The sequence below is a fragment of the Ensifer sp. ENS08 genome, from assembly GCF_014852195.1.
Taxonomy (GTDB): Bacteria; Pseudomonadota; Alphaproteobacteria; order Rhizobiales; family Rhizobiaceae; genus Ensifer; species Ensifer adhaerens.
In genome coordinates this window covers 89,654-112,343 of record NZ_JACVBF010000022.1, presented here as the reverse complement: position 1 = coordinate 112,343, position 22,690 = coordinate 89,654, and the positions used below count along the sequence as shown (strand labels likewise).

Below are 22,690 nucleotides of genomic sequence, written 5' to 3'. Positions count from 1 at the left end.
CTTGACCGGCAGACGCCGGATCAGGCTTACTTCAACGCGCTGACACCGATGATGGCGGCAGCATAATCGAGGCGGAAATCCACTTAGCAAAACGCCCGAAACTGTTCAGACAAACCGAGCCAGCTCTCAGCAACTTTCATCGCAAAAACGTGGACCTTGCAAGAAACTTTCAGGCCACTATCTAACTTCTTCCTGTAGACGTAGTGGCCAATTGGAGCCCTCTCACAGCTCCCTTTTACGCCGGCCTCTTCGAACGCCTCCCTTGCCGCGACCTCATGAGCACGCTTTCCTTTCATGGGCCACCCCTTTGGGATGACCCAGCGACCGGTATCGCGGCTGGTGATGAGAAGTATTTCGAGCGAATGCCCTGTGCGGACACGATAGCACAAGGCCGCATACTGCAACCTCGGCGGACGACGAAGCATCAACTGCACGTCGGCAAGGACCCTGTGCAGCAATTGCATGGAACGTTTTCTCCCTCGGCGCGAAAAGAGGTTGAAGAGACGTCAAATGAACGGTGGAGCCTGTCGTTTGGTTCCTCCGAATTGCTGGACGGGAACCCGAAACCAATCGACGAGTTTAACCGATTATCGCCACATGAGGATTTACCAATGACCGATCGTCTGATGATGCAAGATCCCCGAACACAGTACCCCTCGCCGCCGTTTGACCCTCAACCACAATCCATGCCCGGTATTGTTGGTAGGATGCATCCAAAGCCCGATCACGGCGAGAAAACCTACAAAGGGGCAGGTCGGTTGAAAGGGCGCAAAGCCCTGATCACCGGAGGAGATTCTGGCATTGGACGAGCCGCAGCGATTGCGTTTGCACGGGAGGGTGCCGACGTCGCCATATCGTTCCTGCCGGAGGAAGAACCGGACGCGAAAGAGGTTATCGAGTTGATCGAGGCCGAGGGCCGCAAGGCGCTCGCCTTGCCGGGTGATGTGAAGGATGAAGACTGGTGCCGCGCGTTGGTGTCGCGGGCACTGTCCGAGCTTGGTGGCATAGATATCCTGGTGATCAACGCGGCCCGACAACAGTTTCGCAGGAACGTCTCGCTTGTAACGTCCGAGGACTTTGACGCCACGCTGAAGACCAACCTCTACGCCTTGCACTGGATTGTTCAGGCCGCCGAGCCGCATTTGCCCCCAGGTGCGTCCGTCATCACAACCGCGTCCATCCAGGCATATCAGCCATCGCCAATTCTCCTCGACTACGCCACGACCAAAGCTGGGATCGTCGCCTACACCAAGGCACTCGCAAAACAACTCATCGAGAAGGGTGTCCGGGCCAACGTCGTGGCACCGGGTCCATTCTGGACGGTCTTGCAGCCAAGCGGCGGCCAGCCTGACGAGAAAGTGAAGAACTTCGGGAAGGACAGCGATTTCGGTCGGCCCGGCCAGCCGGTCGAGCTGGCCCCTATTTACGTCTTCCTCGCCTCGCAGGAGGCAAGTTTCGTCAATGGTGAAGTTTACGGTGCGACCGGCGGAAAAGGCGTTGATTGATGCCGTATGATTTCGGCGCGGCCGGTGCCGACGGCCGACGGGCTGGTGCGGCAAGCCGCCTTCAAGGGGCTCCGCGAGGATAAGCCAGCTGCCGAGATTAAGGCAGAAAAGCCGGCCCGACGGCGGTCGCTCCACTATCGCCGCGAGCCCGGTCAGGGGCGACTGCCTCCATGCCTCTCAATTGGGCGCAAGTGAAATCCGATCTCGGCCCGAAGCGGTTCATAGCGCGCACGGTCCCGGCGCCCTCACCAAAATCAGGGCCGAACCGCCGAGCGACGTTCGCGGTTAGAACTTCGTCAACGCTGGGCAGAAACGGAAGCCGAGCGAAGCGAACCGGAGACAAGGAAGGCACGTGGACAGGCACAATTAGTGACGAGGAGCAGGATGTAAAGGCAAAGGGCAAGGAAAAAAATACAGGCGCGCTATCCGATACTCCTCGATGGGAGATCGCCCCTACGAGCGCGCGATCGCCACGCATGTTGGAGTAGTCCTTCTAACCAGGTCTTACGGCGAAATAGCAGATATCAGAACGGTCCGCAATCTCTATTTCCCTCCATGGGTGCGATGAACTTGTCTGGGCTACCTGGCCGCGGGGTTCACTCGATGAACTGGTAAGGACCTGGTCCGAAAAAACGACGCCGACCTCTGAACTCAAGCGGGGCTGATGGTTTCCGACATTGGAAGATTTGCGGCAGGCGCGTCGCGGGGGCAGAAGTGGGTTCCGCTTCCCCTCGCAGTTCGCTTTCATGCGTTTGGAAGAACGGCCCTTGCCGCCGTGCTTTTTGCCGGTCTTCAACGGTGCCTTCAGGCAAAGGGTCCCGTCGCCTCGATCAAAACGGTTGCCTTTGAAGGCGTCGCAAGCGCGGCCATGATCTATGACGACGAGTCGATCGTCGACCATTTTCGACGGATCAATGACGACAGCTTGATGGGACTGATGGCCATGCGAGATGACGATCGGTTTTATGTTTTTGAACTTGAGAGGGTCATCCATCCCATCGCGCTGGCGCAGAACCTGCCCGTGGGCTGACGAGAGCCAGCCGTGCCGTCGTCAAGGTCTAAGGGTCGCGGATGGTTCATTTCCGGGGACGACGCTCCGCTGCGACCGACTTTTTCAAGGCGTCCATGATGTTGACGACGTTGCTGGGTGGCGATGGTGTGGTTGACGATTTGGACTTGGCCCTGGACGGTTTCTTTATCGCCTTCTTCTTGGCAGCGATGATGTCGACCAGGCGTTCCTGCACGGGGTCCTCCACCATGCTGGGGCTCCAATCCTTCGTCAGCTTCTTTATCAATCGCTGCACAAGCGGCATCATTTCGGGGTCCGCCTTGGCGTCGCTCGCGGTGGTGAAGTACGTTTCTTCGCCACGAACTTCGTCGCCGTAGCGCAATGTCCAGAGCACGATCCCCTTGCCACGCGGCTCGAGCATGACGGCTCGTTCCCGACGCGATATGACCAGTCGTGAAATACCGACCATATTCTGGGCTTCCATCGCATCTCGGATAACAGAAAAGGCCTCCTGGCCGACCGGTTCGCTCGGAGAAAGGTAGTAAGGCGTATCGAGCCATATCCACTCGAGGCTGTCGCGCGGGGTGAACGTCGAGATATCGATGGTCCTGGTGCTTTCGAGTGCGACAGTCTCAAGCTCCTCGTCCTCGATCACGACATACTCGTTTTCCCCGCGCTGGTAACCCATGACCTCATCGTCTTCCTTGACCTCTTTCCCGGTTACCGCATCGACGAAGTGACTGACGACACGGTTCTCGGTCTCGCGATTAAGCGTGTGAAAGCGAACCTTTTCGCTCTCGGACGTGGCCGGCATCATCTCAACCGGGCACGTCACCAGCGAGAGTTTCAAATAGCCTTTCCAGTAGGGGCGGACAGCCATGGCTCAATCTCCCGTCAGCCGGTGCGACGCGACGTTGCCGCCTGTTTCGACTTGGAAGACGAGCTCGACTCTTTTTGCCGACGAGCGCCCTTGTTTGCGTTGGCCGCTTGACGCTTGGACTTCGACTTGCTCGCATTGACGCCCGCGCTCTCGCGGAGCGCCTTGAGCAGATCGCCGGGTTTGGATGCTACGGGCAACTTTTTCTTCGGCAGGGCACGCCCCTCGATTTTGGCTTTGACCAGCTCGGCAACAGCCGCCTCGTACCGATCATCAAAGTCGCCGGGGTCAAAACTGCCTTTCTTGGTGCGGATAATGTGCTCTGCAAGTTCCAGCATCTCGCCCTCGATCTTGAGGTCGGGAAGCTCCTGGAACGCCTCTTTCGAAGATCGCACTTGATAGTCAAAGTTGAGGGTTGCCGCCACCAGCCCCTTGCCGTGTGCGCGGATAAGTACGGTTCGTAGCCGGCGAAAAAGCACGGTCTTGGCGATCGCGGCGACCTTGGCCTTAGCCATCCCATCACGGAGCAGTGCGAAAGCCTCCCCGCCCATCTTGTCGGGTGCAAGATAGTAGGGTTTGTCGAAATAGGTTGTGTCGATCTGCGAGCAGGGAATGAAGGCCTCGATCTTCAGGGTCTTGTCACTTTCCGGAACCACCGCTGCGACTTCTTCAGGTTCCAGGACGACGTATCGTCCACCCTCGATTTCATAGCCTTTTACCTGATCGTCGGCCTGAACGGGCTCTCCCGACTCGCTGTCAACGAACTCGCGCTTTACCCGGTTGCCTGTTTTTCGATTGAGCCTATGGAAGCTGATGCGTTCGGACGAGGACGCGGCGGTGTAAAGTGCCACTGGACAGGTGACCTCTCCGAACTTGATGTAGCCTTTCCAGTTCGCTCGCGGGGCAACCATGGCTCCATTCCTTTCGACACCCGGGAGGGACGCAACCTGTCGGTATGCAAATCGTTCCACGGTCAATTTCGTCAAACTCTACGAAACGTCTAAGCGCTTTTGTCAGGTGCCGTTGTTGCGACGAGAGAGCCTGCCAATCATCAGGAACGTGCGAAGGCCAGTTTACGGTTCAGGTGATCTGAACGCATCATGGCCGCCTTGGTTCAAACTAGCGCATGCTCTCGAGACGTTGACGTTCCTTCTCGACTTCGTCGGCGGTGTAGGGATCGAGCGTCTCGTCAAAGCGTGTCCAGCCCTGTTCCGTGTAGGCGGCGCGGCGTTGGACAGGATCCACCCAGGTCCCTCGGCGCAGGATCGCTTCGGCATCCGCCTGGAGCGCGTCGTCGACCCGTGCCGTGACGACCGTGCCACCGCGCCGTACGCCTTCCGCATAGACATGGGCATGTTCCTCCGGAACGCCCGAATCCGTCATCGCTCCGATAATCCCGCCGGCGGCACCACCTGCTACCGCGCCGGCGGCAGCACCCGCCGCGGTCGCGGCAAGCCAACCGGCTGCGACCACCGGCCCGACACCCGGGATGGCCATGAGCCCGAGACCAGTCAACAGGCCGCCAATGCCACCGACCGCAGCGCCGACACCGGCGCCCGTCCCAGCGCCTTCAGCCGCGTTGCTTTCGTCTGCAGTGCCGTACCAATCGCCAACATTGTTGGAAACGATGCTGATGTCGTCCGACGGCACGCCGCGATCTTCAAGGGCTGACACTGCTGCTTGGGCGTCCGAATAGTCGTCAAAAAGTCCACTAACGGTTTTCATGGGAATTTCCTCGTTGCTGGAGTTAGTTGGCAACAATGTTGCCCTGGTAGTCGAGCGCGACCTGCATGGATTTGCCGTCCTTCGAGGCAGTTGCACGCCAGACGCCCTTGTCGTCGAGCTTTAGACCGGTCACATCGGTGTAGCCGGCATCAGTAAGGCGATCCTTGGCCTGTTCTTCAGTGAAACTGTTGGCACCGGCGACGGGCGCTGTTGGATTGGTGGTGTCTGGTGTTGCCACGGCAGGCGTATCACCATCTGCCGTAGCCGGAGGTGTGGCGGTCTGCGCGAGCACGCCCAAACTCGATCCGCCGAGGAAGACCGCGGCGAGCAGTACGTTCTTCATGATGTTCGGTTCCTTGTTCTCAGCCCGTTAAAGGCAATGTTCAAACTCGGCGAAACGCTTTTGGTTCCTAAGCATTTGGTCTTTTCCACTCCCGACCGGAGCACTCGAACCATGAGCGGAGGCTAGTCCGCAATTCTTTGCGCTTACGCAAGTTGCATTTGCCGAAGTCGGGTGGGAGCTGCTTTTAGCATCAAGAAGTCAACGCCGGACGTTCTCTGCTTTGTAGGAAATGTGATTGCTGCGGATAGTCGACGTGCCATCGTGAGCCGAGCCTCACTGGCACGCCCAATGGTCTGGCGCCGCAGATCTCGTTTAGCGTTGGCCCTCGAACGCCGTCCGCCGAGACCCATCAGTTAGAAGGTGCCATGCTTATTTTCTGGCGCTTTTGCCTCTTTGCATAAGAAGCTGCATTTCTTCAAATCGGCGTCGGCGTTCGCCATCTTCCTGGTCGGAAGAGTAGCAAGTCCGGGAGACGCAGAAGCGTAGGAGTTTTGTGATCGGATTTGGCTGATCGAATTCGCAGTCGAACGTATCTGACATTTCGGCCTTCTTCGTATCCGATCTCTCAGAATATTTGAAGCGGACGCCAGGGGGCTTAAGCTCAGGGAACGATTGCACGACCCCGACATTCAGCGTGTCGGTCATGAAAAAATTCCTTGCGACCGACGTGCAGGCCGATTCAAGTTCGGCACTTTGGGCAAAGGCGGGGCCAGCGATAAGAACTGCGGTGACAGGAAGCCATTTCATTTTCCTCTCCATTCGCACCTGGTCCACACGAAAAGGTTGTTGCGTGAACCCGAAAAGACCGGGAAAAGTTCCAATCCATGAGCAAAATGCGGACAACCGATAGAAACCCACGCCTGGTCCAAGAAAATCTCCTACCACCACGACCTCATCGAGGTTTCAAGGAGCGAATGGAGGGACGCCGAGCTTAGAGGTGGGCCGCCAGTCGATGTCGTCATGCTGGACAAGAACCTTCAGGGGATAGCGGGCTTCGGGTAGCAGACGCCTGCAAGGAGAAATCGATAGCGTTTCTTATCTTGAAGTTCGGGAGCGCCCAAACTGCCCCAATTCTCTCCAAGCCGTTTTCGAGCTAGGCCCTCATCGAGGGGGTTGAGGCCCTTCTTGAGCAAAGCAAGAGGAACGGCATCTTCCTCAACATGATCGGACAGTAGAGCCCTAAGCTCGCAGCACCGCAGCGTCCGTTGGCGGACGCTGCGGTGCTGTGCAGGGGCTGAGGGAGTCCCTGCGCAGGGCGGGGTTGTTCCACGAGATCGATCGCAGTCGCCCAGCGTCTTCATTGGGCAGCGCCTTCGGATCGAACAAACGCCAAGCCGAGTGCCGTATGAGGCAGGGAACAAGATAGCGATCCGCTGGTTGGATCGCAACGAAGGGCCCGCGTCAGAGAACCAGGAGGTTTGTGATGATCGAAAACCCGGAGAACCGTAGACAACAACAACAGCAACCTATTTCGCCCTCACAAGAAGGCGGCCCTTATTCTGGGGGGGCGAGAGCGATGCAGGTCGGCCCCGCGTCGACCAGAACGTCGCGAGTGACGATCTTTCGGGCCAGGCAAAAGCGGCGGCAGCCAAAGTCGTGGATGACGAAAAGGGGGCATTGGCGCGCCAATTGCGTGGTCTTGCTGGCGCCATGGAGAAGGTGGGATCTGAACTTCGCGATTCCGATCAACCGGGGCTTGGCCGCTACACCCAGGACCTTGGAAATTCGATCGGACGGCTGGCCCGCGAATGCGAAGACCGGGATCTCGGTGAAATCGCGTCGATTGCAGAAAACTATGGGCGGAAGCAGCCCCTTGCCTTTCTTGGCATGGCAGCGATTGCGGGACTGGCAGCGAGCCGATTTCTTCCTCTGCTTTTGGGAGTGGCGGCAGCCGTTCTTCGGTTCCTGCGGCAATGCGGCGCGCCTCGCTCAATCGGGCGGAACGCCGTCATGCGATGGGCAAATTCGATAACGCGCACGAATTTGTCCGCTCTTGTGCCGAGCGCACAATCGCAGATTGCATCCATCGGCGCGGGAACGCTTTCTGGAACTTTGCGGGGAGGCTCGGGTTAAGCGATCAACTCTTCTGGAAAGGACAGTAAAACGCCACGCCTCCGATCTCAAAGACGAAGATTGCTCCAAAGGCTGCCCTTAATCGCGGTTGCTCTGCCTGGCTGCCAGGGCACTCAATCCGCGTTGAGCCCCGCGGGTTCGGAAGCAGAGGCGACGTTGACTCTGTTTGTCGTCATGTCCATCGGCGCAGCCGCGATCTGGTTCGCGGTGGTCGCCTTCGTCTGCTTTGCCGTGCGCAGTCAAAGACGAGTTTTCGCAGAGCCTGCCGCAAGCCGGCTCGTCCTGTGGGGCGGCGGCGTGTTCCCAACTGTGACGCTCTTTGCCCTTTTGACATATGCATTCTGGTTAATGCCGACGCTTAGACCTTCGCCGACTTTTCGCGATGCTACGGATTTTCGGGTCGAAGTCACCGGCAGGCAATATTGGTGGCAAGTGGTCTATGTCCATCGCGGCCTCACAATCGCAGCGGCAAACGAGATCCGCTTGCCGGTCGGTCGGCGAATAGAATTTCTACTGAAGAGCGATGACGTGATCCATTCCTTCTGGATACCCTCTCTCGGGGGCAAGATGGATATGATCCCGGGTCGCGAAAACCGCCTTTCGCTGATGGCGCAAAGAACGGGGGTATTTCGCGGCGCGTGCGCCGAATTTTGCGGGACGTCTCACGCATTCATGGCGCTCACCGCAGTGACCATGGAACCCGACGCGTTCGACGCATGGCTTGCCAGCCAGGCGAAAGCCTCGATAAACGTCGCGGGAGAGGGGCGCGCACTCTTCTTGCGCCATGGCTGCGGCTCCTGTCATCGCGTTGCGGGCACGGAGGCCGCAGGCGCGGCTGGACCCGATCTTTCTCACCTAGGGTCTCGGCAGATGCTGGGAGCCGGGATCGTCGCCAACACCGAGGACAACATTGCTGGCTTCATCGCGAACCCGGGTGCGATCAAGCCTGGTGCAGCCATGCCCGCTTTCTCCATGCTGGCGCCGCAAGATATCCGTGCAATCGCCGCCTGGCTGAAAGGACTGAGATGACCGAGCCGGGCGCCCGCGCGAGTGAAGAGGAGCGCGCAGCGCAGAGCGAGCGGCTGCGCAAAGTATGGGAGAATCCGCACGGCTGGCGCTACTGGACGAGCGTCAACAACACGCAGGTTGGGCTGTGGTATGCGTCCACCGCCTTCATCTTTCTGCTCTTTGCCGGCGCGCTGGCATTGATTATGCGGGCGCAATTGGCCATGCCCGACAATGATCTGGTTTCGGCGGACTTCTACAATCAGCTATTCACGCTGCACGGGACCGTCATGATGTTCCTGTTTGCCGTGCCAATCTTCGAGGCAGTGGCGATTTTTCTGTTGCCGCCGATGATCGGGGCTCGAGAGTTGCCGTTTCCGCGACTGGGCGCGTTCGGGTTCTGGAGTTTTTTTCTCGGTGGCATCTTTGTGTGCGGCTCGATTTTCTTTGATGCAGCGCCTTCCTCCGGTTGGTTTATGTATCCGCCGTTGGCAACCGACGAAAAACTTTCCGGCATTGGCGCCGACATCTGGCTGCTAGGCCTCTCTTTCATCGAGGTGGCTTCGATTGCAGCGGCGGTGGAGCTCATCGTCGGGATCATGAAATGTCGCGCGCCCGGCATGCGCATCAATCTGATGCCGCTCTTCGCCTGGTATCTGCTGATTGTCGCCGGCATGATCCTCTTTGCATTTCCGCCGCTGATTGCCGGCGATATCCTCTTTGAAATGCAGCGCATGTTCGACTGGCCCTTCTTCGATCCGGCACGCGGCGGCGATCCGCTGCTGTGGCAGCACCTTTTCTGGATTTTCGGCCATCCGGAGGTCTACATCATCTTCCTGCCGGCGATTGCCTTGATGGCGATGATCGTTCCAACCTTTTCGGGGCGTCCGATCGTGGGTTACTCCTGGATCGTGCTTGCCGCGGTCGGCACGGGCTTCCTGTCATTCGGCTTGTGGGTACACCACATGTTCGCGACAGGACTGCCCCAGATATCGCTTGCCTTCTTTTCGGCCGCTTCCGAGGCAGTGGCGATCCCAACGGCGGTTCAAGTCTTCGTCTTCATTGCCACCATGCTTGCTGGCCGCGTCATCCTTTCTACTCCAATGCTGTTCGGGGCAGGCGGCATCGCCATTTTCGTCATCGGCGGGCTAACCGGCGTCATGGTGGCAATTGCGCCCTTCGACTGGCAAGCGCACGACACTTACTTCGTGGTTGCCCACCTCCACTATGTCCTGATTGGAGGGATGCTGTTGCCGGTCGTTGCGGGGATCTACTACTATTACCCCCTCATCGATGCAAAACGTCTGTCCAATACGCTCGGACACATTGCCTTCTGGCTGATGTTTGTCGGTTTCAACGTCACCTTCTTTCCAATGCATCTGACCGGCCTTTTCGGCATGCCGCGTCGGGTTTTTACCTATCCGGCCGACCTTGGGTGGAACCTCTTGAACCTTGTGTCGTCTGTCGGCGCCATCGTGTTTGCCTTCGGCGTTTTGATCGTGGTGTGGGATGTCCTGCGCCCTAAGCACCGGGAGCCTCGCGCCGAACAAAACCCGTGGAATGCCGGAACGCTTGAATGGGTCAGCGAGCCTGAGGAAAACTGGGGTGTGCGCTCCGTTCCCTTCGTTTCGAGCCGCTATCCACTTTGGGATCAACCGACGCTTGCCCGCGAGATCAGCGAGGGGCGATGGTATCTTCCCGACGCCAAGGAAGGGCGTCGCGAAGGTCTGGTCACCTCCGTGCTCGATGCACGGCCGGAACAGGTCTTGCGCGTTGGCGGCACCTCAAAGGTCACCATCCTCTCGGCTTTCTCGCTCGGTGCCGTGTTCATCGCCTTGACGTTTAAGTGGTGGATCGCAGGGGCAATCGCCGCCTTCACCTGTTTCTGTGCGATCCTCTATTGGCTCTGGACGGGGACCGGGGAAATTCCCGAGAAGCCGCAGAAGGACGTCGGCGTTGGGCTCGCCTTGCCGCTTTACGCATCCGGTCCGTCTTCAGTCGGCTGGTGGGCCATGTTCATCACGATGGTGGGCGACAGTACCGCCTTTGCGAGCCTGATCTTCGGCTATTTTTTCTATTGGACGATACACGAAGACTTCACGGCGGGAGCTGGTCCCGGAATGATGTGGCCACTGGTTTCGGCAGCGCTCTTTGTCTTTGCGTGGCTCGCCACCTTAGCTGCAAGACATTTCAACGCCCTCGCGCGTACGGCGTTCGCGCGTGCCGCTTTGATCGTGGCGCTCGCCCTGACGGTCGTCGCATCCGCGGCTGGCATCGCGGGCCCCTGGTTGCACGCCATGAACCCGACCGCCCATGTTTACCCGGCCATCGTCTGGGTGCTGGTTTGCTGGACAGTCGTTCACGCTTGTGTCGGCGCTGTCATGCTTGCTTATTGTCTCGCGCGAAGCCTTGCCGGGCGCCTTACGAAAACCCACGACATGGACCTGCGCAACGTGGCCCTCTACTGGCATTTCCTGGCAATTACGGCGCTCATCACCTTCTTCGTGATCGGTCTTTTCCCGGAGGCACTTTAATGCGTCTGCTGCCAAGGGAAATCGAAACGTTCTGGACGCTGTTCACGGGGCCGGCCATCTGGGCCGGGCACTTCCTGATATGCTACGCCAGCGCGGCGATTTTCTGTGCCAAACCAGCGTTGTTCGCGATGGAGTTCAAATCCTTGCGCCTAGGCATCGCCGTCATCACGGTTTTAGCGCTCGCAGCCATTGGGCTTTCGGCGTTCCTTGCGTGGCGCCAGTGGGGCTTCGGCGCGCACGATCCTCCGCATGACGATCCGACGCGCCACGATCGCCTTCTGTTTCAGGGATTTGCAACCTTGCTGCTTGCCGGCTTGAGTTTCGTCGCCGTCCTGATGACGGCACTGCCGACGATCTTTGTTTCGGAGTGCTTGCGATGAGGGTGCTCTGGCTTGCGAATGGTTGCCTCCTTTTGGCCGTTATCTGGCTTGGCCCGCTGTTGAGTGCGTGGCGCGGCTCGGTTACCGCCCACATGCTCGCGCACATGGGGGTCGTAGCAGTCGCAGCACCTCTGATCGCTATAGGTGTTGCTCCCCGTCTCGCCAGCTGTCGCCGGCCCGTGCTCACCGGGTTGCCGATCGTCGCCTCGCTCGTCGAACTCCTGGTGGTCTGGGGTTGGCATGCACCGGCTGCACGTCGGTTGGCGGAGAGTTCGCTTTGGGGCACCGCCCTTGAGCAGGCCTGCTTTCTAGCCGCCGGGTTGTTCCTATGGTCCACGTGTCTTGCGGCCGGGAGCACGAACAGGTCTTCAAGCAATGCGGCAGGCGCCTTCGGTTTGCTGCTGACGAGCGTTCATATGACGCTCCTCGGCGCCCTCTTAGCGCTCAGCCCACGCACGCTCTATCAATTTGGCGATGTCACCTGTTTCGGCACGACCTTGACGGCGGCTCAGGATCAGCAACTCGGCGCCGTTGTCATGCTGATGGTTGGCGCCGCAGCCTATCTCGCAGGTGGGGTCGCCTTGCTTTCCGGTCTGCTTGCAGAGCCAAACCGGAGGGTCGCCTGATGCATGTTCGATGGAAGCACCTGGCCGTCGGGCTCGCCATCCTGCCGATCGTCGTCCTTTTTGCCACCTGGATCGGCTTCTTCAACGTCGGTGCGTCTTCCGGCCATTGGAGGATAACCGAGTGGTTTTTGCATTTTGCCATGCGTTCGGCCGTTCGCACCTATGCGCTCGCCGTTGATGCCCCGGAGAGGCTACCTGATAACGGCATCCCACCGGCAGCCGGTCACTTTGCCCGTGGCTGTGCTACCTGCCACGGTGCGCCGGGCGAACCGCGGTCCCCAGCAGCACTTGCGATGTTGCCGCGACCGCCGGATCTTTCCGCTGTAGTCGAGCAATGGGAGGACGCAGAACTGTTTCGCATCGTGAAGCACGGGGTTCGCTTCACCGGCATGCCGGCGTGGCCGACCCAGGCGCGCGACGACGAAATCTGGAGCATGGTTGCGTTCCTGCGAAAGCTTCCGGCTATGGATGCGGCCACCTATCGTTTGCTCGCCTATCGCGAGAGGCCACAGCCACCCATGCATGCGTTCCGATTCGAAGATGCATTGGCAGAATGTACCCGCTGCCATGGGACCGATGGGATGGGCTTTAGCCCGCTCACGCCTGTTCTTGCAGGACAGAAGGAGGCCTATCTGCTCGAAAGCCTCAACGCCTATCTCGAGGGACGTAGACCAAGCGGCATGATGCAACTTCCCGTGCAGTCGGTGGATCCGGGGCATCTTCGCGCTCTTGCCAGCCATTTCGCAGCTTTGAAGCGCAATGCGGTGGTGCAACCACTAAAAGACGATCGGGTGGGGCAGGGCGAGCAGATTGCGCAGCACGGCCGTCCCGCCCAAAAAGTTCCGGCATGCTTGGGCTGCCACCAAAATTCGCAACGTAACCCGTCCTACCCAAGGCTTGACGGTCAGCCCGAGGCATTTCTCGCGGCACAACTGAAGCTCTTTCGCGAAGGCTCGCGATCGGGAACTCCGTTCAGCCATTTGATGGAGAGTGCGGCAGAATACCTGTCTGACGCAGATATCGAGAATGTTTCGGCATATTTTTCGAGTTTGCCTCCTGAGGATTGAAACACCTTCGTGCCGAAATCGTTTGGCTCGGTCATTGAGGAGCCGGTCATGAAAAAGCTGCTGATCACCGTTCTTGTTGTCGCTGCGCTTGTGGTTGCCGCGGGTGGGGGCTTAGTTGCGCTGTCCCGGCATGAAGCCACGGTGCCGATCGAGCAGACCTATGGACCGGATCCGGTTCTCGTTGAACCGAAAGCGGAGTGGTTGCCTTCCGTGAACGTCGCCGAGGCCACGCCCTGGCCCAATGGGCAAATGCCCGTCGCGGCGCAAGGGCTTGAAGTCAAGGAATACGCCGGCGATCTGGAGCATCCACGCTGGCTTCATGTGCTGCCCAATGGCGATGTTCTGGTGGCCGAAAGCAATGCGCCGCCGAAGCCCGACGCGGGCTTTTCGATCCGGGCCTTCTTCATGGGCCTCTTCCAGGCTAGAGCCGGTGCCGAGACGAAGAGCGCCAACCGCATATCGCTTCTGCGTGATTCAGATGGTGACGGCGTGGCGGAAACCAAGACACCGTTCATCACTGGGCTCTACTCCCCCTTTGGAATGTCATTGCTCGACAGCACACTCTATGTCGCCAATGCCGACGCCATCGTCGCCTTTCCCTATCAGGAAGGCGCAACGCAAATCACCGGGGCGCCTGACAAGATCGTCGACCTGCCTTCAGGTCGCAACCATCACTGGACAAAGGATGTCATCGCCAGCCGCGACGGAACAAAGCTCTATGCCACCGTGGGCTCCAATTCCAACGTAGCCGAGAATGGCATGGATGAGGAGAAAGGACGAGCCGCGGTCCACGAGATCGACCTCGCCAGCCGACAGACGCGGCTGTTCGCATCCGGTCTTCGCAACCCCAATGGGTTGTCCTGGCAGCCTGATTCAGGCCAGCTCTGGGTCGTCGTCAATGAGCGCGATGAGATCGGCCCTGACCTCGTGCCCGACTATATGACGTCCGTACAAGATGGTGCCTTCTACGGCTGGCCCTATAGCTGGTATGGCCAACATGTTGATGATCGCGTCGAACCCCAGAACCAGGAGCTTGTGGCCGTCGCTATCAAGCCTGACTACGCGCTCGGGCCTCACACGGCGTCACTCGGCCTGACTTTCAACACCGGCGATCTGTTCGGGCCCGAGATGAAAAGCGGTGCCTTTGTCGGTCAACACGGCTCATGGAACCGCATCCCGCGCAGCGGCTACAAGGTCATTTTCGTGCCTTTTGCCGCCGGCCGGCCGTCCGGCCCGCCGCGCGATATCCTCACGGGTTTCCTAAGCGCCGAAGGTAAGGCTTTGGGTCGGCCGGTGGGCGTTGCGATTGCTCGCGACGGCGCGTTGCTGGTCGCCGATGATGTCGGAAACAAGGTGTGGCGCGTAGCACCCCACGCCAATTGAGTGTCGGGATCACCGCAGCGTTCGGCTGACCTTGCCCCTGGGCTGGAGGAATGCGGCGTTGCACGGTGGTCACCGCTTTTCCAGTGCACCATGGCCCGATAGCCGTAAAATGTCACCGTCACGCTCCTGTCACGCGACAAGGCGGTCAGGGCCCGATAAGTTGCGCGCTCATGTCAAGCCTCGAATTGTCGCTGGCAGCGCGCTTTGTTTCATCAGCGCAGCGGCATCACGTACGGAGTGGGATCTCATGCGCCGCTATCTATTTAATATCCATACAGCAGGCGTCGTTAGCCGCGACGAAGTCGGTCGAAAGTATTCATCGGATGGGGCTGCCGTCGCTTACGGTCAACGGGTCGTAGATGAGCTGACCAAGGATGAGGAATATTACGATGCCATAATAGATGTGGTCACGGCATCTGGACGGTTGGTTGCGCGACTTATATCGCGCAACGCTCCGCCCATGCGTCCCGTGAGCCAGCCGACGCGCCAAGTTTCATTGCATTGAGCATTATCTTCAGTGAGAATCTCTCCCGATCGCTAAGGGACAGGATGGAGTTTTCGCAGCATCTCCGGGGAGATCATAGATATTGCTCGTTCACTGGTGTGTCAAAGATGTGAGCTGTGCGCGGCGGCGGTACCTAACCTGGCGACCCCGCCCGAGGAGCGATGCTCGCAGCCGCCTGGTTCCCGTCGCGACCTGTTGGATGTAACTCTCAGGATATCGCGGCCAATTTACAAACAAGCGACACAGAAGAATGGTTGTCGGGGCTGTCGACTGCTCATCCAAACGTGGGTTGTTCACGACCCTCCTGGAATCAGGAGCAGCTTGCCAGTTGTCTTGCGGCTGGCCATGTCCTTATGTGCCTGCGCAGCATCCTTGAGAGGGTAGCTTCCCCCTGCAGTGACCTTCAACGACCCGTCCGCGATCCAATCGAAAAGCCGGCCGGCGCGCTCGCGAAAGAGTTCGGGTGAGTGGATATGGTCGAAGAAGACGCCATAGCCGATCTTGACGCTTTTCGGCAGGCTCATGATGTCGAGCGGGCCCGGCCCACCCAGCACCGGGCCATACCAACAGAGCGTTCCTGACCGCCGCAGTACTTCGAGGGACGCTTTGAATGTCTTGGGACCGGAGCCATCATAGACCACGTCCACTCCCCGACCACCGGTGAAGCGGAGCACCTCGTTGACAAACTCTCCTTCTGTATCGACGATCACGTGCTCGGCGCCGGCATTTTGCGCGATGGCGACCTTGTCTTTCGATGACACGCGCCCGATGACGCGCCCGCCTCGGAGCTTTATGATCTGCGTCAGGAGCAGTCCTACGCCGCCCGCTGCAGCATGAACGAGCGCGATGTCCCCAGGTTGGACGGCATAGAAATCGGTGGCAAAGTGGCTGGCGGTCAGGCCCTGCATCATGATTGATGCGGCCGTTCGGTCATCAATGAAGTCGGGGACCTTGACGAGCGACGTTGCCGGGATCGACAGGCGCTCGGAGTAGCTTCCGGGGGCATAGACCCAGGCGACGTGATCGCCCACGGCAATATCCGTAACGCCGTCGCCAACACTGAGCACGCGGCCGGCGCCCTCGACGCCAAGCACTTTCGGGTTCGGGGTTTCCGTCCACGCCATGCCCTGCCGAACGCCGATATCCATGAAATTCACACCTGCCACGCGGACCTCAACGATAACGTGTCCGGGCGTTGCCACAGGCTCTGGGCGCTCAACGAATTCCATAACGTCGCTATCGCCCACGCCGTTCATGACCACAGCTTTCATAGTCAGTTCCTTTCTTGACTGATTGTTCCAGAATTGTGCAAATTTTTTTGGGGTGCTACCGGATTGCACGGATTGCCAGTTCTCCGAGGGATTCCAATTCCGAGCGAGGGCTACCTCCACGGGCCGCGATACGAATGCCAGCGATGCTGGTAATGAGGAAAGAGGCAACAGCCTCTGCCGACAGCGATTTTTCGACATCGTTTTCGGTTTGGGCTTGCTTGATGCATTCCACTGCCGCTTTCCTCAAGCGATTGTCGGCAGCATGATGGAGCGCGTTAAGTTCCGACCGGCTCTGGCCAAATTCACAAATCGAATTGACGCCGAGGCAGGCGCAATGGGCGCGCTCCACCACTCGTTCTATCATTGCTGCGATCCCGTCGACGGCCCGTCGCTGGCTGCGCAACATCGTCACGTGGGCTTCAGTTTCTTCGAATGCATAACGTTCCACTGCTAATCGGTAGAGCGCCCATTTGTCTCCAAAAGTGTCGTAGAGGCTTTGTCGTCCGATCTTCATCGCGCGCACCAGCATCTCAGTCGATGTGCCCTCGAAGCCGTGTTCGCGAAACACGTCGATTGCGGCACCCACCGCCTTGTCTTTGTCGAATTCCTTTTTTCGCGCCATCGCCGTGAAATAGCTATTCTGGAACGATCTGTCAAGAAATGACATTGTGATCTGTAGTCTATGCGGCAACGCACAGGCGATCTTGATTTCGAGGAGTCGAGCGCGTCGCGGGACAACGTCATCGATATCGCTCGACGGCGAGGCCCCTAGTAGGTGAGGGGCGGGCCTTTCTCGTTGGCGATCGGCGGAATGCCGCGGCCAAGATACCTCGCCTTTGCCCCGCCTTTGGCTATGATCCTTTGGCTTGGGGGGCAAATTTTCTGAGCGAGGTCTAGGTCACCTCTTATCGCCGTCGCATCGACCAGATCTTGCGTGAAGGGCAGCCTGCCGCCTGGCAGCGCCAGCCCTCACGGACATGCGCCAGAAGATCGACCGTTATGGTCCCTTCGCGCGGCTCGGCGCCGAATTCGTTCATCAACCCGATTGCCGCAAACCAGAGAGCGTTGACTGCCGCGCGCCATCTTTGGCGTAGTGCCCGCCGGCGACGCTTCAGCCAGAGAGACTTCGAAATCCTTGGTTGCTGCTGATGGTGATACCGGTCGCGGTCGGCCAGATGTCGACCGAAAGGCTGCCGACGAGCGGACCCAGCTCCAATCAGCCGGCAACGTCTTCTGGCGACTAAAGTTCAATCCTTCACGGTCACCGACGGCGACAGGGTTCGCATCAGCATGGTACGAGCGTTCGGCTTGTCGGCTTCAACACTCCGGAAAAGTTCGAGCCCAGATGTTCGCGCATCGCCGACATGTCCGGTCGCTGGTGGCTGGCCAGGTGAGGTGTCGGCGCCCTGGATGCCGAGAAATTAAGCTTTCACGTCGAGTGTCATCTCGACCATCGTCGGGCGAAAGCCCGCTGCGGCAAAGAGCCGTTGAGCAGCTTCGTTTCTGTGCGCCGTGGAAAGCACGATAAGGTTTGCTCCTCGCTCTTTAAGCGCTGCAACAGCTGCCTCGAGCAGCATCCGGCCGATGCCTTGGCTGCGCTTTTCGGGCTCGACGAAAAGATCGTGAATGACGCCCGCCGGTCCTCGGAGCGCCATGTAGTCATGGCCCTCAACAGATGCATAGGCGTAACCGACGATCATTTCATCTTGCTCAGCGGCGAGGACCACGACCTCGGACTTTTCAAGCTGACTTCCCAACCATCTGGCATAAGATGCCTCCGTGCCGGTTCCCGTCGGGATGAAGCGCTCGGGGTCCCATTGATGATGAAGCGCCATCAGGTCAGCCCCGTACTTTCCGAGTACAGGCACATCTTCATCGCGGGCGGCTTTAATCGTGATGGTTGATAGCATTTTACGGCATGATCCGTCGTTGGTGTTATCCGGCCATCACCTTCGATATGCCCGGCCGAAGAACCTTGCATCGTAAATGAACTTCGTCGTGGCTCAACGGCTCGGAGGCAAACAAAAGGCGCTCTATCTTTGCCGCCAGGCTCTGTTCGCCAAATTTAACGGCGCGGTCGCAGACACGCCGCGCCGCTTGCCTTCGGACTTCGGGAATTGGGCGGTTTAGCGTAGAGAGTTTGCGGGGACAGCGTCCGGTCAATCCGCAATAGCAGCAATGTTTCCAAGTTATTCTATTGCCGCTTTCCGCGACCGCTCGCTGCTTTCGTCGAGATCGATAGCGTCGCCGAGCGGGGTAGCCGCGATTGATTTGATTTGTTGCGCGAGAGCCGAAAGCTTGCTCGCTATATCCTGCAGCTCCGACGCTGAGTTTGAGCCCGGGCGGAAGCCGTTACCTTGACGCACAACCGGCCATTTGGATCTGAGTGCCGGTCCAAGCGGGGCCTCACCTGGAGTTGGATTGCGAAACAATGCTGCTTATCGGCCACGCTCGCGCGCCGTTCGTTACAAGAAATGCTGCGCGCGCGAAAGAATCTGACGTGGCGGGTAGCGGTGCGGGTAGTCGTGTCTGTTAGTGCGTGCTAATGAGAATTCAACGATCTGACACGAACACCGCTACGAGCGTCGCAGACCTCGTGATCCAATTTAAAACGGCCCAGTGCCAACTGGATGAGACGGTTTACGGGTATGATATTGAGCGCTTCCGCTCACTCGAAGAGACGATTAAGCAGTTGTTTCAATCGATCGAACGACGCGTGCCGCGCGACGCAGCCGAATTCGGTACGATCGCGACATTCTATCTCGATCTGCTCGAGGACTGTGATGGCGGCTTCAACAAACGGCTTCATGATGGCTTGCGCCAGCTGTTCGATCGGCACACCCCGCGTGGGCACCCGAAGGGAATTGGGTTTGCGACGAGTGGCCAACGGCAATTGATGGCAGGGGGTTAGGCGGAGCAATGAAGGAGGACGGAGAGCGCACGATTATTGTCGAACTCACAGATGCGGATGCGACGGACTCCGGGATCTTCACCTGGGATATCGTTCGCGACCTTGTCTATGGAGATTCGGCCCTGGCTGCGCTCTTCGGTCTCGCCGCGAGCGAGACGAGACAGGGACTGCCGCTGAAACTTTATCTCGACCGGGTCCATCCGGAGGATCGACCAGGGTTGGCAAAGACAATTACGGAAAAGATCGTGAGCGGACGAGCTCAGCAGTCGTTCTACCGCGTCAGGACGCGGGCTGGCTTGTATGTCTCGGTCGTTGCTTTTGGTCGGTGTTTCCAGGATCGCGATGGAACACCGGTCCTCTATTCCGGCATCGTTGTCCTGGAAAGCGCAACATCGACCAACGACAACCGGCGGCATTAGCGCCGGAGCGGGATTTTCCCGGCGATGTTGGTGGGCCTGGCCGGACCTTCGCCGGATCGTTGCCGGTTGACCGGTGGACCTCGAGCTCCGATCTAAGGCTCCTGACGCTGTACAACCTGGCGCAACAACTGGTCGGCGGAATTCCTGCTCTAAGCGGAAGAAACGAGAGAGCCAAACAGTGAGACTGATCATCCGCCCGAACGACCGGTATCCGCATCTCGGATTGGACCGTCGTCCTTTGGCGATTGCGTGCGGCGAAGGTTGGCTGGGCATCCTGCACGCATTCTTCACCGAGGCCGACAAAGTGATGGCTGTAGGAGGCTCGTTCACGGTGCTCGAGGTGATGGAGAAGAAGGGCGTTCTGCACATGCATCATGCCATCGCACAGATCGCACCTGATGCTCGCCGCGCGATCGACGATGCCTGCCGCCTAGCCGCCGCGCGATCCTTTCACATCTGCGAGGTCTGCGGACGCCGTGGGCGTCTGCACACCTTCGGCGACCTCCGTAAGGTCGTCTGCAGCGAGCACGCTGACGGCGAACTCGGCAAGGGCGTACCATTCGAAGACCCTCTCAATGCTCCCGATCCCTATTTCCCTGACGTGGATCCGTTCATAGCAGCTCGGCCGACCGTTACGGAGTTCGATTCTGCTCCGATCATTGAAGGGTGGCTTATCGAGGAGGACAGCGAAGGCGGCCGGCGCCCGTGGCTATACGGCTGGTTCTTCAGCGATCCTGTGACCCGCGACGGGGAGCATGGGCACACGTCTCCCATCGTCCAAATGGACGATATGGTGCCCCCACGATGGGTTCGAACAGACACTCGGCTTTACCGCCTCGGCATGTGTTACCCGCCGGCCGAGCGCGAGATCCGTTACTGGGCGCAGAAGCTGTCTCGACGCCCTGTGCCCTACGGCGAGCGTCCCGGTGGCAGCGATGACATGGAGGCGATGCTGGCCTTCCTCCGTTCCAGCGGCCGCCTGCGATCAACGAAGATTGACCGCCTGGAACAAGCCTACCGCGAAGAGCAGGGACACGGAAACGAAGTCGGAAAAGTTCGCACGACGTAAGGCTGTGCTGATCGTGGTGCATCGGCTCCAACGCCGGAGTTCCGCTGACTTGGAGCCCGGCTTTCCTGCTCGTCGGTGTGTTGCGGTTTTCGTGCGCAGCGAGTCATTCCAAGTATGGGCGCCGGTGCGCTGACGCGCGCGGTTGCCCCATTGTACCTTGTGTAACCGTTGTCCATCAGCGCTTCGGCGTAGCAGCCGTCGCATGCCGGACTGACCTTGGTGCAGCTCATCCATGGGTTCCAAGTGTGGGTAATACGGGAGATCGGAATTCTCGGCCATCATTCGGCGCTACCTGCGTTTCGGTGCGCGTTGCCGCGCTCAACCCCGATCAGGTCGTCGAAGAAGTCGAGCATCGCCACCTTGCTCTGTTGGAATTCCCGCTTGTCCATCTCGCCACGTACCGGGTGACGGTCGCCTCTTGTCGGGCGAAATGAAAAACTGATCCCCTGGAGGTGCGGACGAATTCTTGGACTGCTTATGCTGCAATTCCTCAGTTCGCTTGACACCTCTTTGAAATCGACGATGGAAAAGCCGTCGATCGGCCGGATGCAGGCCGCCAAGGGCGAACCCAGAAGCAATGGACGGAATGCCCTCTCAAAGCTTGGTGGAACAACGAAACCGACGTCGTTCGCTACTCGGAGATGAAGGAAGCCAACGCGGCTGAGAAAGCCGCGACCTCCGCGAAGAGATCTCGAAGCCCAGATCTTCCGCATCAAAAATCCATCAACAGCGCCGACAACGGCGTGCGAGACTATAAACTCGCAGTGATCACCCGTCTTCGTGATGGTGCCATCGGTCTCTCGCTGCCCTTGAAGAGCGCGCGGCGGCAGCCTACCTCGGGCCGGGCGATACCAACGTTATCGGAGAATGCCGGCTTCTTTCGCAGCAGCTTCAAAGGCGGCCCTGGCTTCCGCGCCAGGAATCGTTCCCTCGGCAGCATCCAGGCAAGCTTTCCGGGCCGCTGCGTAACTCGCGCTCTTCGTCTCTGGCCAGGACTTCATAAGGAATGCGACCGCCTCTCGGGCATTCCTGATGACGTGAAAATGATTATCAAACGTCACTTCAACATTCGCATCCCAGATGTTTATCATCGCGGCCTCCGTAGGGTTGGCCTTTCCGAAACGTATATTAGGGAATTCTGTTCCAACGGAGAGATCCGACCGGGAAGCTTAGCAAGCTTAACCGCTCATCTTAGCCGGTATTTTCTCACCTGGCACAGGGGTGACGTCTGGCGCCTCTTCCGGGACGTCGTCCGGTCCGGGCTCCTCAATGGGGCGATCCGGATTGTCTGGCATGGGATCGGGTGTCTCGCCGGGCGGGACCTCCACGGGCTTTCTCGGCTCTTTGGGGTCGTCGGTCATATCGGTCTCCCTTCTTGCAGGCCTAATGGAGCCGCATAAGTTTTGTTCCGCGAACCGGGAGGTGCGGCAGCATAAGACGAATGGATTCAGCGCAGCCTTGTGACCTTTGCCTCGGCGATCGCTTCAATGAGCGCGGCGCGAGCTTGCTCCCATGGATACGTGCCCATCGCCGCGTCGGTGCATTTGTAAAGCGCGTCCGAGTACGCGACGCCAAAGTCTATGGGCCAGTTCTCGCTCAGGAGCTTAGCCGCTCGACCCGGGGTCCATACGATTTGCACCCCGTCGAGCTCCGGAAGCTGGATGATACGCATTTGCTCCAACTCTGGATTTCCACCGGCCTCTCCTTATCTTGCGGTCGCGCCTACATTTTCGGAGGAATAATTGCGCCGGGCACAGGGCTAATAGGAGGTACGTCGGGACCGACGTCGGGCTCCGGCTCCTCGATCGGGGGCTCCGGCAGATCTGGTGGAGCATCCGGCGGCAGGTCCGGCGGAAATTCGGGATCTGGAATGGTCGGGATTGGGGACTTGGGCATGGAGGCCTCCTCTTTAGTGGTGCAACCGCGACCGAGCGGTGTTTGTTCCAAGAGCTCGGGCCGGGGCGCCCCGGCGAGGTGGCGGCATGACC

General features: G+C 59.1%; 25 protein-coding genes and 3 pseudogenes. 14 read left to right on the top strand and 14 right to left on the bottom strand.

What is annotated here, in order from left to right; translation table 11 throughout:
• Window positions 1-125: 125 nt before the first annotated feature.
• Window positions 126-464: pseudogene (locus IB272_RS31395) on the bottom strand (NUDIX hydrolase); the annotation flags it as partial.
• A 147-nt stretch (window positions 465-611) separates the two neighbouring features.
• Here IB272_RS31395 and IB272_RS31390 point away from each other — a divergent pair.
• The 3 genes and pseudogenes from IB272_RS31390 to IB272_RS31380 form a co-directional block, all read left to right on the top strand.
• Window positions 612-1,505, top strand: a complete 894-nt coding sequence (locus IB272_RS31390) for an SDR family oxidoreductase (protein WP_192358670.1) — start codon at window positions 612-614, stop codon at window positions 1,503-1,505.
• A 119-nt stretch (window positions 1,506-1,624) separates the two neighbouring features.
• A pseudogene (locus IB272_RS31385) lies at window positions 1,625-1,747 on the top strand (ATP-dependent DNA ligase); the annotation flags it as partial.
• A gap of 470 nt (window positions 1,748-2,217) precedes the next feature.
• Window positions 2,218-2,535: pseudogene (locus tag IB272_RS31380) on the top strand (DUF4334 domain-containing protein); the annotation flags it as partial.
• Between the two features lie 46 nt (window positions 2,536-2,581).
• Here the strand turns inward: IB272_RS31380 and IB272_RS31375 are convergent.
• The 5 genes from IB272_RS31375 to IB272_RS31355 form a co-directional block, all read right to left on the bottom strand.
• Window positions 2,582-3,394 carry a Ku protein gene (locus tag IB272_RS31375; RefSeq protein WP_089046027.1) on the bottom strand — a complete coding sequence of 271 codons (813 nt, stop codon included), beginning with the start codon at window positions 3,392-3,394 and terminating at the stop codon, window positions 2,582-2,584.
• Window positions 3,395-3,408: 14 nt separating this feature from the next.
• Complete coding sequence (locus tag IB272_RS31370) at window positions 3,409-4,302, bottom strand: Ku protein (protein ID WP_192358675.1); 894 nt, start codon at window positions 4,300-4,302, stop codon at window positions 3,409-3,411.
• Between the two features lie 208 nt (window positions 4,303-4,510).
• Window positions 4,511-5,116 (bottom strand): general stress protein, encoded by a 606-nt coding sequence (locus IB272_RS31365; RefSeq protein WP_029742952.1) that lies wholly within the window; start codon window positions 5,114-5,116, stop codon window positions 4,511-4,513.
• A 22-nt stretch (window positions 5,117-5,138) separates the two neighbouring features.
• Window positions 5,139-5,459, bottom strand: a complete 321-nt coding sequence (locus IB272_RS31360; protein ID WP_192445725.1) for a PepSY domain-containing protein — start codon at window positions 5,457-5,459, stop codon at window positions 5,139-5,141.
• 369 nt (window positions 5,460-5,828) lie between these two features.
• On the bottom strand, window positions 5,829-6,206 hold the full coding sequence (locus IB272_RS31355; protein ID WP_034800313.1) for a hypothetical protein: 378 nt from the start codon (window positions 6,204-6,206) through the stop codon (window positions 5,829-5,831).
• Window positions 6,207-7,055: 849 nt separating this feature from the next.
• On the opposite strand from IB272_RS31355, the gene IB272_RS31350 reads away from it, so the two are divergent.
• The 8 genes from IB272_RS31350 (at window position 7,056) to IB272_RS31315 (ending at window position 15,032) form a co-directional block, all read left to right on the top strand.
• Window positions 7,056-7,532 (top strand): hypothetical protein, encoded by a 477-nt coding sequence (locus IB272_RS31350; protein ID WP_192445724.1) that lies wholly within the window; start codon window positions 7,056-7,058, stop codon window positions 7,530-7,532.
• A gap of 174 nt (window positions 7,533-7,706) precedes the next feature.
• Window positions 7,707-8,561 (top strand): c-type cytochrome, encoded by an 855-nt coding sequence (locus tag IB272_RS31345; protein WP_246810489.1) that lies wholly within the window; start codon window positions 7,707-7,709, stop codon window positions 8,559-8,561.
• Window positions 8,558-11,071 carry a cytochrome c oxidase subunit I gene (ctaD, locus tag IB272_RS31340; RefSeq protein ID WP_192445723.1) on the top strand — a complete coding sequence of 838 codons (2,514 nt, stop codon included), beginning with the start codon at window positions 8,558-8,560 and terminating at the stop codon, window positions 11,069-11,071. The genes IB272_RS31345 and ctaD overlap by 4 nt, the downstream gene beginning before the upstream one ends.
• Window positions 11,071-11,451, top strand: a complete 381-nt coding sequence (locus tag IB272_RS31335) for a hypothetical protein (RefSeq protein ID WP_034800322.1) — start codon at window positions 11,071-11,073, stop codon at window positions 11,449-11,451. Before ctaD ends, IB272_RS31335 begins: the two co-directional genes overlap by 1 nt.
• Window positions 11,448-12,077, top strand: coding sequence for a cytochrome c oxidase assembly protein (locus IB272_RS31330; RefSeq protein WP_113189677.1), 630 nt, complete (start codon window positions 11,448-11,450; stop codon window positions 12,075-12,077). Before IB272_RS31335 ends, IB272_RS31330 begins: the two co-directional genes overlap by 4 nt.
• Window positions 12,077-13,144, top strand: a complete 1,068-nt coding sequence (locus tag IB272_RS31325) for a c-type cytochrome (RefSeq protein ID WP_063891187.1) — start codon at window positions 12,077-12,079, stop codon at window positions 13,142-13,144. Before IB272_RS31330 ends, IB272_RS31325 begins: the two co-directional genes overlap by 1 nt.
• Window positions 13,145-13,192: 48 nt before the next feature.
• Window positions 13,193-14,527, top strand: coding sequence for a sorbosone dehydrogenase family protein (locus IB272_RS31320; RefSeq protein WP_060520201.1), 1,335 nt, complete (start codon window positions 13,193-13,195; stop codon window positions 14,525-14,527).
• Window positions 14,528-14,774: 247 nt separating this feature from the next.
• Window positions 14,775-15,032: a hypothetical protein gene (locus IB272_RS31315; protein ID WP_192445722.1), complete on the top strand. Its 258-nt coding sequence runs from the start codon at window positions 14,775-14,777 to the stop codon at window positions 15,030-15,032.
• 293 nt (window positions 15,033-15,325) lie between these two features.
• Here IB272_RS31315 and IB272_RS31310 read toward each other — a convergent pair whose 3' ends face one another.
• From IB272_RS31310 to IB272_RS31300, 3 genes are all read right to left on the bottom strand, one after another.
• Window positions 15,326-16,303, bottom strand: coding sequence for a quinone oxidoreductase (locus IB272_RS31310; protein ID WP_192358681.1), 978 nt, complete (start codon window positions 16,301-16,303; stop codon window positions 15,326-15,328).
• A 55-nt stretch (window positions 16,304-16,358) separates the two neighbouring features.
• The gene (locus IB272_RS31305; protein WP_192358713.1) at window positions 16,359-16,925 is read right to left on the bottom strand and encodes a TetR/AcrR family transcriptional regulator; all 567 of its coding nucleotides are present in this window, start codon (window positions 16,923-16,925) and stop codon (window positions 16,359-16,361) included.
• Between the two features lie 799 nt (window positions 16,926-17,724).
• Entirely contained in the window at window positions 17,725-18,213 is a 489-nt protein-coding gene (locus IB272_RS31300) for a GNAT family N-acetyltransferase (protein WP_034800331.1), read from the bottom strand.
• A gap of 686 nt (window positions 18,214-18,899) precedes the next feature.
• Between IB272_RS31300 and IB272_RS31295 the strand changes: the two genes are divergently transcribed.
• The 3 genes from IB272_RS31295 (at window position 18,900) to IB272_RS31285 (ending at window position 20,702) form a co-directional block, all read left to right on the top strand.
• Window positions 18,900-19,214 (top strand): hypothetical protein, encoded by a 315-nt coding sequence (locus IB272_RS31295; RefSeq protein ID WP_143034301.1) that lies wholly within the window; start codon window positions 18,900-18,902, stop codon window positions 19,212-19,214.
• An 8-nt stretch (window positions 19,215-19,222) separates the two neighbouring features.
• The gene (locus IB272_RS31290; protein WP_192358684.1) at window positions 19,223-19,633 is read left to right on the top strand and encodes a PAS domain-containing protein; all 411 of its coding nucleotides are present in this window, start codon (window positions 19,223-19,225) and stop codon (window positions 19,631-19,633) included.
• Between the two features lie 178 nt (window positions 19,634-19,811).
• A complete protein-coding gene (locus tag IB272_RS31285; RefSeq protein WP_192358687.1) occupies window positions 19,812-20,702 on the top strand; it encodes a hypothetical protein in 891 nt (296 codons plus the stop codon).
• On the opposite strand, the gene IB272_RS31280 is transcribed toward IB272_RS31285, so the two are convergent.
• From IB272_RS31280 to IB272_RS31260, 5 genes are all read right to left on the bottom strand, one after another.
• Window positions 20,648-20,932 (bottom strand): hypothetical protein, encoded by a 285-nt coding sequence (locus IB272_RS31280; protein ID WP_192358690.1) that lies wholly within the window; start codon window positions 20,930-20,932, stop codon window positions 20,648-20,650. The genes IB272_RS31285 and IB272_RS31280 overlap by 55 nt on opposite strands.
• Before the next feature lie 48 nt (window positions 20,933-20,980).
• Complete coding sequence (locus IB272_RS31275) at window positions 20,981-21,415, bottom strand: hypothetical protein (RefSeq protein ID WP_192358715.1); 435 nt, start codon at window positions 21,413-21,415, stop codon at window positions 20,981-20,983.
• A 144-nt stretch (window positions 21,416-21,559) separates the two neighbouring features.
• Complete coding sequence (locus IB272_RS31270; RefSeq protein ID WP_034800350.1) at window positions 21,560-21,793, bottom strand: DUF982 domain-containing protein; 234 nt, start codon at window positions 21,791-21,793, stop codon at window positions 21,560-21,562.
• An 87-nt stretch (window positions 21,794-21,880) separates the two neighbouring features.
• Window positions 21,881-22,063, bottom strand: a complete 183-nt coding sequence (locus tag IB272_RS31265) for a hypothetical protein (protein ID WP_192358693.1) — start codon at window positions 22,061-22,063, stop codon at window positions 21,881-21,883.
• An 86-nt stretch (window positions 22,064-22,149) separates the two neighbouring features.
• On the bottom strand, window positions 22,150-22,374 hold the full coding sequence (locus tag IB272_RS31260; protein ID WP_192445721.1) for a DUF982 domain-containing protein: 225 nt from the start codon (window positions 22,372-22,374) through the stop codon (window positions 22,150-22,152).
• Between the last annotated feature and the right edge of the window lie 316 nt (window positions 22,375-22,690).